Raw genomic sequence first — 8,745 nt, 5'->3', positions numbered from 1 at the left:
CGACCTGGTCGCGGATCGACGAGCAGATGGCGCACGCCGCCGCCCAGGGTTCGCTGGCGATGATGGCCCGCGGCGGCGTGCGCCATCTGCTCGTCGATCCGCGACCAGGTCGGGTAGAGGGCGACCAGCCAGTCGAAGAGGTTGTGGTCGGTGGCCAGGCCGCGGGTGATCCACTGGTAGAAGTGGTGGTGGGTGTTGACCAGGCCGGGGGTGGCCAGGTGGCCGGTGGCGTCGATCCGCCGGACCACGTTCCGGAGGTTCTCGGGGGCCTTGCCAGCGCCGAGCGACTCGATGCGGTTGCCGGCCAGCACGAGGTGCCCGTCGGCGTATTCGGTGCCGGCGGCGTCGACGGTGGCGACGGCGCAGTTCTCTATGACGGTGCGCTCGACGGCGCGGGGGTCTGCCGGAGGTGCCATGGTGCTTCCTTCGTCAAGCGGTGGCAGTGCGGGCACGGCAGGGCCCTAGGAGGATTTGAGTGCCGAAGCGGTGGTGCTGCTCCGGGTGCCGAGATGATGGAAGAAGAGGTTCAGCAGGACCGCGGCGAGCGCCCCGGCGCTGATGCCCGAGCCCAGCACGGTCTGCGCCCAGGCGGGGAAGCCGGCGTAGAAGGCGGGGGCGGCGAGCGGGATGATGCCGGCGCCCAGCGCGACGGCGACCAGGATGATGTTGGAGCTGTCGTCGAGGCCGGCCTCGGACAGGGTGCGGATGCCGCTGACGGCGATCGAGCCGAAGAGCACGATCCCGGCGCCGCCGAGGACCGGCATCGGCACCAGGGAGACGACGGCGCCCAGCACGGGGAAGACGCCGAGGACGATCAGCGCACCGCCGGCGACGGCGACGACGTAGCGGCTGCGGACCCGGGTGAGCGAGACGACGCCGACGTTCTGGGCGAAGGCCGAGGTCGGGAAGCCGCCGAAGACGGGTCCGGCGAGGGTGGCGAGGCCGTCGGTGCGCAGTCCGCGGGTGATGGTGCGGCCGTCGGTGCGGCGTTCGCAGATCTCGCCGAGGGCGAGCATCCCGGCGCTGGACTCCGTCATCAGCACCAGCATCACGATGCACAGGGAGAGGATCGCGGCGGGCTGGAACTCGGGTGCGCCGAAGGCGAAGGGGGCGGGCAGCGCGGCGAGCGGCGCCTCGCGCAGGGCGGCGAAGTCGGCCATGCCGAACGGGATGGCGGCCAGCGTGCCGAAGAACAGCCCGAGCAGCAGGGCCACTTGGCGCAGGAAGCCGCGACCGAAGCGCTGGAAGAGCAGGATGACCACGAGGGTGAAGGCGGCCAGCGCCAGGTACTTCATGGCGCCGAAGTCGGCGGCGGTCTTGTCGCCGCCCTGCGCCCAGGTGACGGGCACGGGCATCAGGGTCACCCCGATGAGGGTGATGACGACGCCGGTGACCAGCGGCGGGAAGAAGCGGAGCAGCCTGCCGAAGAAGGGGCCGACGGCGAGGCAGAAGAGGCCGGCGACCATCACCGCGCCGTAGATGGCGGGCAGGGCGTGGCCGGGGGCGCTGGTCTCGGCGATGGCGAGCATCGGCGCGATGCCGGCGGAGGAGGCGGCGTTGACGAACGGCAGCCGGTTGCCGGCGAACCCCGCCAGGCCCAGGGTCTGGAGGATGGTGGCGAGTCCGGCGATGAGCAGGCTCGCGGCGATCAGGCGGGTCATGCCGGCGGTGTCGAGGCCGGCGGCCTGCCCGATGATCAGCGGTGGGGTGACGACCCCCGCGTACATGGCGGCGATGTGCTGGAGTGCGGCGGGGACCAGCTTGGTGAGGGGGAGCTTCTCGTCCACCGGGTGGCAGTCCGCCGGGGCGGCGGAGGCGGGTGATGCCGGTGGGGTGGAACACGGGCCGTCGGGAGCCGGCCCCATTGCAGGCTGTGCCATTGCTGTTCCCTCCGGTCCGCCGGCCGCCGCCCGGCTGCGGGCGGGCGGACGGCGGGACCTGGCTCTGAGGCCGGTGTCAGAGGTTGGTCATGTCGACCGGGATCTTCGGCTCGACGCCGTCCCGCAGGATGGTGGCCTCGATCAGGCCGTAGGGACGGTCGGCGGCGAAGTAGACCTCGTTGTCGTTCTTGAGGCCGAACGGCTCCAGGTCGACGAGGAAGTGGTGCTTGTTGGGCAGGGAGAAGCGCACCTCGTCGATCTCCGAGCGGTTGTTGATGATCCGCGAGCCCATCTGGTACAGGGTCTGCTGGAGGGAGAGCGAGTAGGTCTCCGCGAAGGCCTGGAGCATGTGCTTCTTGACCTGCTCGTAGGACCGCTCCCAGTTGGGCATCTTCTGGTCGTCGTCGGACCAGTTGAAGCGCCAGCGGCCCGAGACCTGGGTGGCGAGGATCCGGTCGTACGCCTCTTGCAGGGTGGTGTACTTGTCCTTCACGTAGCCCCAGAACTCCGAGTTGGTGGAGTTCATGACGACGAGGTCCTTCAGGCCGGAGATGACCTGCCAGTTCTCACCGTCGTAGGTGATCTCGGAGACGCGGGTCTCCTGGCCCTTGCGGACGAAGGAGTGCTTGACCTCGTCGGAGCCGATGAACTTCGAGTTGGCGTCCGAGGTCTCGATCCGCTCCCAGGAGTACTCCTCGATGCGGATGCGGGCCCGGTGGATGGGCTCCTGGGTGGTCACGAAGTGGCGGGCGAGGTGGATGCCGAACTGCTCGGCGGACTCGATGCCGTACTCCTTGGCGAACGCGTACACCGTGTTCTTGGTGGTGTCGGTCGGCAGGCAGTTGGCGTTGGAGCCGGAGAGGTGGACGTCGCTCATGTCGCCGGAGAGGGCGACCGAGACGTTGAGGTCCTTGATGTGGTGGGTGTCGCCGTCCCGCGTGATCTTGACGACGCGGTTCTCTGCTTTGCCGTACTGGTTCTGGCCGAGAATCGTGGGCATGGTGTCTGCTAGCTCCCTCGGTAAACGGAGTAGCCGAACGGGTTGAGCAGCAGCGGTACGTGGTAGTGCTCGCCCGGTGCGACGGCGAACGTGATCGCCACCTCCGGGAAGAACGCACCGCTGTCCCTTACGCGGGGGGCGTCCTGCTGCGCCTCGGCTTGCTTCTTGGAGAAGTACGCCTCGGTGTCGAAGTCGAGGCGTACGTGGGTGGTGCCCTCCGGCAGCGCCGGCAGGTCCTTGCAGCGGCCGTCCGCGTCGGTGGCGGAATCGCCGAGCGCGGTCCACTCTCCCTCGGCGCCCGAGCGGGCGGCGAGGGCGACGGGTACGCCCTCGGCGGGGCGGCCCACGCTGGTGTCCAGGATGTGCGTGGACACGGATGCTGTGGTGGCGGTGCTCATGCGGTCGCTTCCTCCACGAGGCGGTTCAGTCGGATGCGGTTGATCTTGCCCAGCTCGGTGCGGACGATCTCCCGCTCCTGCTCGGGCGAGTTGCCGATCCGTTCCTTGACCGCGTCGCGCATCTGCTCACCGGTCCGGCCGGTGGCGCAGATCAGGAAGACATGGCCGAACTTGTCCTGGTAGGCCAGGTTGAGTTCCAGCATCTCCGCCTTGAGGTCCTCGGAGGCGCCGGCCATCCCGCTCTGCTCGCGGGAGGAGGTCGGGTCCCCGGGCTTCGGCCGGCCGATCGGCGGGTGCCCCGCCATCGCCTCGGCGAGGTCGTCGGCGGTCAGCTCGGCCATGGCGGCGTCGCTGGCGGCGAAGAGGTCCTCGACGGTGGCGTAGGGGCGCTGGGTGAGCAGGCGGCTTCCCCACGCCGAACTGGCGCACACCTCGTGCAGGGCGACGCGCGCGTCACTGTCCGCGGAGGTGTTGAACCGGGCGAGGCCCGGTGTCGTACTCGAAGTCACGGGAGCCTCCGTGGCTGCTTTTCGCTGTGCTGTGGTCGGGCTGCGGATAGCTAACGCTCTCGATGAACGCCCCGTCAACACTTTGTTGAAACTTCGCTGTCAATTGTGCGCGTCGGCCCGGTGACGCGCCCCGGCCGCCGGGCCGCCCCGCGCGGCCCGGCGGCCGGCGTCTCGCGGCCGCCCCGGGACCGCCCGGCCCTGGCGCGAAACACGCCGCCGTCCCGGCATGCGGACGGCGGCGTGCGCGGAGCGGGGCGCGAGGCCCGGGGTGGCGGCGCTACTCGGCCGCCCTCGCCGTGTTGTCCCTGTTCAGGTAGTTGTAGACGGTGAAGCGGCTGACGCCCAGGGCACCGGCCACCGTCTCCACCCCGTGCCGCACCGAGAAGGCGCCGCGCGCCTCCAGGGCCCGGACCACCGCCTGCTTGGTCTTGCGGTCCAGCTCGGCCAGCGGCATCCCGTGCCGGCGCTCCATCGCGGCCAGGATGTGGTCGAGGCTGTCCGCGAGCTGCGGAAGCCGTACGGCGAGGACGTCCTCGCCCTCCCAGGCGAGCACCACGTCGTCGCCGGCGGCCTCGTCGGGTGCGAGGATCCGCGCACCCATCGCGTCGACCAGCGGCTTCACCGCGGTGACCAGCGGATGGTCGGCCGGCTCGGTCACTTCTCGCCCTCCCCGATCACGTTGACCTGGAGCGAGACGCGGGTCGCGCCGGCGTCCAGGGTCCGGCGCAGCAGTGCGTCCACGGCGGTGAGCACGGCGTCGGCGCCGCCCTCGGCGGTGTTGCCGAACGGCCCCACGTCGACGGCGTCGAGGCTGGCGCCTTCGATGACCTGGCGGGCCACCAGCGCGTGCGCGGGGGCCTCGTCCAGGTCAAACGGCTCGGTCGTGAACTCCACTCTCAGTCGCTGCATGGGGTCACAGTACGGCGGGGGCGGCGCTTTCCGGCCGCCGGGCGGGCAGCGGGGGCCGGCGGCTGTTGGAGGTCCCTACAAGGTCCGACGGCCGGTTTTTCCCGTTCCGGGGTTGACAGCCCTCGACCGCCCCGGGCAATCTTCCGTTAAGCAGAAACGAACTTCCGCAATACGGAAGGAGCGCCGAACCCCTCATGGGATACACGGACCAGCGCTTCAATGTGAACCTGTCGATCCTCTTCACCGAGCTCCCGCTCCTGGAGCGCCCCGCCGCCGCCGCGGCGGCGGGCTTCACGGCGGTCGAGCTGTGGTGGCCCTGGATCGAGACGCCCACCCCCGACCAGAGTGAGCTCGACGCGCTGAAGAAGGCCCTCGAGGACGCCGGCACGCAGCTCACCGGACTGAACTTTTACGCCGGCAAGCTGCCCGGCCCGGACCGCGGCGCCCTCTCGGTGCCCGGCGAGGAGTCGGACCGCTTCCGCGCCAACATCGACGTGGCCGCCGACTTCGCCGCCTCGGTCGGCTGCAAGGCGCTCAACGCCCTGTACGGCAACCGCGTCGAGGGCGTGGACCCGGCCGAGCAGGACGCGCTCGCCCTGGAGAACCTGGTGCTCGCCGCCCGCGCGGCCGACCGCATCGGCGCGATCCTCCTGGTCGAGGCCCTGAACAAGCCGGAGTCTCCGCTGTACCCGCTGGTCAGCGCCCCGGCCGCGATCGAGGTCGTGGACAAGGTCAACGAGGCCACCGGCCTGGGCAACGCCAAGTTCCTCATGGACCTCTACCACCTGTCCATGAACGGCGAGGACCTTGAGCAGGTCGTCGACGCGTACACCGCCAAGACGGGCCACGTGCAGATCGCCGACAACCCGGGCCGCGGCGCGCCGGGCACCGGCGACCTCGACCTGGCCGGCCTCCTCGAGCGCCTGCGCAAGGCCGGCTACGACGGCTACGTCGGCCTGGAGTACAAGCCCGGCGACCGCCCGAGCGCCGAGGCCTTCGACTGGCTGCCCGCCGCCGACCGCGCGGCCCGCTGACCCCAGCACCTGTACCGCATTCCCCGCACCACAGCTTGAAAGAGGTACCCGCATGAGCACGCTGCCCAAGGTCGCGTGGATCGGTCTCGGCATCATGGGTTCGCCCATGTCGGAGAACCTGCTGAAGGCCGGCTACCAGGTCACCGGCTTCACCCTGGAGCAGGACAAGCTGGACCGGCTCGCCAAGGCCGGCGGCACCGCCGCGGCCTCCATCGCCGAGGCGGTCGCCGACGCGGACGTCATCGTCACCATGGTCCCCGCCTCCCCGCAGGTCGAGGCGATCGCCTACGGCCCGGACGGCATCCTGGAGAACGCCAAGCAGGGCGCGCTGCTGATCGACATGTCCTCGATCACCCCGCAGACCTCCGTCGACCTGGCCAAGGCCGCGGCCGACAAGGGCGTGCGGGTGCTGGACGCCCCGGTGTCCGGCGGCGAGGCCGGCGCCATCGAGGCGGTGCTCTCGATCATGGTCGGTGGCGAAAAGGCGGACTTCGACACCGCCAAGCCGCTGTTCGACGCGCTCGGCAAGACCATCGTGCTGTGCGGGCCGCACGGCTCCGGCCAGACGGTCAAGGCCGCCAACCAGCTCATCGTGGCGGTCAACATCCAGGCGTGCGCCGAGGCCGTGGTCTTCCTGGAGAAGTCCGGCGTGGACCTCACCGCCGCGCTCGACGTCCTCAACGGCGGGCTGGCCGGCTCCACGGTGCTGACCCGCAAGAAGGACAACTTCCTGAAGCGGGACTTCGCCCCCGGCTTCCGCATCGACCTGCACCACAAGGACATGGGCATCGTCACCGACGCCGCCCGCAACGTGGGCGCCGCGCTGCCGGTCGGCGCCGTGGTCGCCCAGCTCGTGGCCTCGCTGCGCGCCCAGGGTGACGGCGGCCTGGACCACTCGGCCCTGCTGCGCGCCGTCGAGCGCCTCTCCGGCTCGCAGGTCTGACCCCCGCCTGACGCGGGTCGCCCCCCAGACTCCGGGCGGCGCCGGCGCCGACACCTGTCCTGTCGCGCCCAGGCGTCGGCGCCGCCCGGACCACCACCTCCCTTCAGCGGTTCGCACGACCGCCCTCCTTGGCCCGTGCGATATCAACAAACTGTTGAAGCGAATTCAACAAACTGTTGACGTGAGCTGAGGCGCGTCCATACGCTCCTCGCACCGCCAGCAGCCCCGTACGTATCGGAAGGTCACGATGTCGAAGCGCGTGCTTACGACCGAGTCCGGCGCCCCCGTCGCCGACAACCAGAACTCCGCCACCGCCGGCGTCGGTGGCCCGCTCCTCCTCCAGGACCAGCACCTGCTGGAGAAGCTCGCCCGCTTCAACCGTGAGCGCATCCCGGAGCGCGTGGTGCACGCCCGCGGTTCCGGTGCGTACGGCTACTTCGAGGTCACCGACGACGTCACCGCCTTCACCAAGGCCGGCTTCCTGTCCGAGGTGGGCAAGCGCACCGACCTGTTCCTGCGCTTCTCCACCGTCGCCGACTCGCTCGGCGGCTCCGACGCGGTGCGCGACCCGCGGGGCTTCGCGGTGAAGTTCTACACCGAAGAGGGCAACTACGACCTCGTCGGCAACAACACCCCGGTCTTCTTCATCAAGGACCCGGTGAAGTTCCCCGACTTCATCCACTCGCAGAAGCGCGACCCGTTCACCGGCCGCCAGGAGCCGGACAACGTCTTCGACTTCTGGGCGCACTCCCCCGAGGCCACCCACCAGATCACCTGGCTGTTCGGCGACCGCGGCATCCCCGCCTCGTACCGCCACATGGACGGCTTCGGCTCGCACACCTACCAGTGGACCAACGAGGCGGGCGAGGCCTTCTTCGTCAAGTACCACTTCAAGACGAACCAGGGCATCCGCTGCCTCTCCGCCGAGCAGGCCGCCGAGACCGTGGGCGCCGACGCCACCTCGCACCAGACCGACCTGCTTCAGGCCATCGAGCGCGGGGTCAACCCGTCCTGGACCCTGTACGTGCAGATCATGCCGGCGGCCGAGGCGGCCGACTACCGCTTCAACCCGTTCGACCTGACCAAGGTGTGGCCGCACGCCGACTACCCGGTCCAGCGGGTCGGCCGGCTGGTGCTGGACCGCAACCCGGACAACATCTTCGCCGAGGTCGAGCAGGCCGCGTTCTCGCCGAACAACTTCGTGCCCGGCATCGGCCCGTCCCCGGACAAGATGCTCCAGGGCCGGCTGTTCGCCTACGCCGACGCGCACCGCTACCGCCTGGGCGTCAACCACACCCAGCTCCCGGTCAACGCGCCGAAGCACGCGGTGGTCGACAACTACGGCCGGGACGGCCTGATGGCCACCCGCTACGGCTCGCGCCACGACAAGAACTACGAGCCCAACTCGTACGCCGGCCCCGCACAGACCGACGTGCCGCTGTCCGCCCCGCTCCCCGTCAACGGCCACACCGGCACCCACGAGGCGCCGCTGCACGTCAAGGACGACCACTTCTTCCAGGCCGGCGAGCTGTACCGGCTGATGTCGGAGGACGAGAAGAAGCGCCTCGTCGCCAACCTCGCCGGCGGCCTGTCCCAGGTCTCGCGCGAGGACGTCATCGACAAGATGGTCTCCCACTTCGCCGCCGCCGACCCGGACTACGGCAAGCGCGTCGCCGAGGCCGTCCGCGCCCTGCGCGAGGACTGACCTCCCCGCCCCTCAGCTCCACGGAGCCTCACCGCTCCGCAGCTCCACTGCTTCACCAGACCGCGTACGGCTTCTGACGGGAGGTCGGCAGCCGTACGCACGTCCGCACCGCGGCCCGGATGAGGGGTGGCCGACGGTACGGACAACGTGAGGACCGCGGCGGCGAGCGTGCCAGTGCGGTGGCAAGGAGCCCCGGCCCCCTTCTTGACCTGAAGGAAGGCCAGGCCGGGACCCTCCGTCGCCGCCGCCGCGGTCCCAACGCCCCTCTCCGAGGGGCCCCTTCGACCCCGTCCGGCGGCGCGAACGTCCTGTCGCGCCAGCCTCGCACCGCCGGACGGCACCAACCGCGTCACCCTCCGCACCAGAG

At 70.5% G+C, this 8,745-nt stretch carries 9 protein-coding genes and 1 pseudogene; 3 read left to right on the top strand and 7 right to left on the bottom strand.

From position 1 onward, the window contains the following. The 7 genes and pseudogenes from C6N75_RS18735 to C6N75_RS18705 form a co-directional block, all read right to left on the bottom strand. Positions 1-416: pseudogene (locus C6N75_RS18735) on the bottom strand (8-oxoguanine deaminase); the annotation flags it as partial. A gap of 45 nt (positions 417-461) precedes the next feature. Continuing rightward, a complete protein-coding gene (locus tag C6N75_RS18730; RefSeq protein ID WP_105870058.1) occupies positions 462-1,880 on the bottom strand; it encodes a nucleobase:cation symporter-2 family protein in 1,419 nt (472 codons plus the stop codon). 76 nt (positions 1,881-1,956) lie between these two features. Next, positions 1,957-2,880, bottom strand: coding sequence for a factor-independent urate hydroxylase (gene pucL, locus C6N75_RS18725; RefSeq protein WP_105870057.1), 924 nt, complete (start codon positions 2,878-2,880; stop codon positions 1,957-1,959). A gap of 8 nt (positions 2,881-2,888) precedes the next feature. After that, entirely contained in the window at positions 2,889-3,278 is a 390-nt protein-coding gene (uraH, locus tag C6N75_RS18720; protein WP_105870056.1) for a hydroxyisourate hydrolase, read from the bottom strand. Next, positions 3,275-3,787, bottom strand: coding sequence for a 2-oxo-4-hydroxy-4-carboxy-5-ureidoimidazoline decarboxylase (gene uraD / locus C6N75_RS18715; protein WP_105870055.1), 513 nt, complete (start codon positions 3,785-3,787; stop codon positions 3,275-3,277). The genes uraH and uraD overlap by 4 nt, the downstream gene beginning before the upstream one ends. A 277-nt stretch (positions 3,788-4,064) precedes the next feature. Then, on the bottom strand, positions 4,065-4,445 hold the full coding sequence (locus tag C6N75_RS18710) for a helix-turn-helix domain-containing protein (RefSeq protein WP_105870054.1): 381 nt from the start codon (positions 4,443-4,445) through the stop codon (positions 4,065-4,067). Beyond that, positions 4,442-4,696, bottom strand: a complete 255-nt coding sequence (locus C6N75_RS18705; RefSeq protein WP_105870053.1) for a hypothetical protein — start codon at positions 4,694-4,696, stop codon at positions 4,442-4,444. Before C6N75_RS18705 ends, C6N75_RS18710 begins: the two co-directional genes overlap by 4 nt. Before the next feature lie 194 nt (positions 4,697-4,890). On the opposite strand from C6N75_RS18705, the gene C6N75_RS18700 reads away from it, so the two are divergent. The 3 genes from C6N75_RS18700 to C6N75_RS18690 all read left to right on the top strand — a co-directional run bounded on the left by C6N75_RS18700 (position 4,891) and on the right by C6N75_RS18690 (position 8,378). After that, positions 4,891-5,730 carry a TIM barrel protein gene (locus tag C6N75_RS18700; protein WP_105870052.1) on the top strand — a complete coding sequence of 280 codons (840 nt, stop codon included), beginning with the start codon at positions 4,891-4,893 and terminating at the stop codon, positions 5,728-5,730. A 52-nt stretch (positions 5,731-5,782) separates the two neighbouring features. Continuing rightward, entirely contained in the window at positions 5,783-6,673 is an 891-nt protein-coding gene (locus C6N75_RS18695) for a 2-hydroxy-3-oxopropionate reductase (protein WP_105870051.1), read from the top strand. A 247-nt stretch (positions 6,674-6,920) separates the two neighbouring features. Beyond that, positions 6,921-8,378 (top strand): catalase, encoded by a 1,458-nt coding sequence (locus C6N75_RS18690; protein ID WP_105870050.1) that lies wholly within the window; start codon positions 6,921-6,923, stop codon positions 8,376-8,378. The last annotated feature ends 367 nt before the right edge of the window (positions 8,379-8,745 follow it).

The organism is Streptomyces solincola (genome assembly GCF_002982015.1).
Taxonomy (GTDB): Bacteria; Actinomycetota; Actinomycetes; order Streptomycetales; family Streptomycetaceae; genus Streptomyces; species Streptomyces solincola.
The sequence above is the reverse complement of the archived record's forward strand: the minus strand, read 5'-3'. Positions and strand labels throughout refer to the sequence as shown.

Coding starts and splice junctions, on each gene's coding strand:
- C6N75_RS18690 (WP_105870050.1), top strand. CDS start 6,921: ATGTCGAAGCGCGTGCTTACGACCGAGTCCGGCGCCCCCGTCGCCGAC.
- C6N75_RS18695 (WP_105870051.1), top strand. CDS start 5,783: ATGAGCACGCTGCCCAAGGTCGCGTGGATCGGTCTCGGCATCATGGGT.
- C6N75_RS18705 (WP_105870053.1), bottom strand. CDS start 4,696: ATGCAGCGACTGAGAGTGGAGTTCACGACCGAGCCGTTTGACCTGGAC.
- pucL (WP_105870057.1), bottom strand. CDS start 2,880: ATGCCCACGATTCTCGGCCAGAACCAGTACGGCAAAGCAGAGAACCGC.
- uraH (WP_105870056.1), bottom strand. CDS start 3,278: ATGAGCACCGCCACCACAGCATCCGTGTCCACGCACATCCTGGACACC.
- C6N75_RS18700 (WP_105870052.1), top strand. CDS start 4,891: ATGGGATACACGGACCAGCGCTTCAATGTGAACCTGTCGATCCTCTTC.
- C6N75_RS18730 (WP_105870058.1), bottom strand. CDS start 1,880: ATGGCACAGCCTGCAATGGGGCCGGCTCCCGACGGCCCGTGTTCCACC.